Below are 1,119 nucleotides of genomic sequence, written 5' to 3'. Positions count from 1 at the left end.
AAACGGGGTATCCATCTGACGGCCCCTGGGCGAGGATCACTCCGGCGAGGCGACCTGCCGCCAGGGGCGGCCTGCATCGGGGAGCGCTAGGCTCCCCGGCTGCGACCGTGGCCCCTTGGGTGCGATGGGCGGGCGACGCTTGGGTTTGGAGTTCACCACAAGTTGCCTGTAGGTGACCGGGGGCGCGTCGACGGCGAGCTGCATCAGTCGGTAGAAGAGCATCCCCCGCGCTCGCGATTGCCGCCGGTTGAAGCGGAAGCAGAACTCGTTGAAGTACGCTTGTGCATGGTCGGCCTCCACCGCGCCCTGGTGGGTACCGAGGAGCCATCGTTTGGCGAGCGAGGCTACGCGGTGAACACCGGGCAGCGGCACGTGCGCCGGCAGCCCTGATGCCCGGACATTGAACGGCTTGTGCCTGTAGTGCTCACCACATGCGGTTGGATAGGCGTTTAGGCCGTCGCTGATGACCAGCGCGCCGGGCTCGACGTTCGCCAGGAGGAACTCGCGCAGCGTGACGGAGGCGGCATCAGGGATGACCTGCATTCGCGCCCGGCCGAAGCCCTTGGGCAAGCGCTGCTCGATAGCGATGGCCACCAGCACCTTGCCGGCTGCACCTCGCCCGCGCTTGCCAGGCTTGAGCCCGCCGAAGAAGCTCTCATCAACTTCAACATCACCGCTCAGCCGCTCACGGCCAGAGCGCACCATCGCGGTCCGGTAGCGGTGCAGCATCGCCCAAGCCGTCTGATAGCTGCCCAGGCCGAGCACTCGCTTCAGCCCCAGCGCCGAGATACCGTTCTTCTGCGTCATCAGATACCAGGCCGCGGCGAACCACACCGTGAGCGGCGTGCGCGTGTCCTGGAAGATTGTCCCCGCCGTCCGCGACGCTCGCCGACGGCAGCCCGTACAACGCCGCTCTCCGCGGCTCAGCTCCCAGCAGGTTGTACAGCCACAGGATGGGCATCGGAAGCCCGCAGGCCATCGCAGCCAGTCCAGGTAGTCCAGGCAGGCATCATCGTCGGGGAACCATGCACGCATCGCGGCGTAGGTTCCTGGGTAATGCACCCCGGCTCGTGGCGCCATGCGGGAATTCTACCCACGGGGCCGTCAGATGGATAGCCC

1 protein-coding gene is annotated in these 1,119 nt (G+C 66.9%); it reads right to left on the bottom strand.

The window, feature by feature from the left end:
* Positions 1–36: 36 nt before the first annotated feature.
* Complete coding sequence (locus ADADOO_RS03520) at positions 37–1,080, bottom strand: IS1595 family transposase (protein ID WP_511275063.1); 1,044 nt, start codon at positions 1,078–1,080, stop codon at positions 37–39.
* Positions 1,081–1,119 lie beyond the last annotated feature (39 nt).

The organism is Azonexus sp., assembly GCF_036170495.1.
In the GTDB taxonomy this organism is placed as follows: Bacteria; Pseudomonadota; Gammaproteobacteria; order Burkholderiales; family Rhodocyclaceae; genus Azonexus.
Note: the sequence above shows the minus strand (reverse complement) of the source record. Positions and strands in the feature narration are given on the sequence as shown.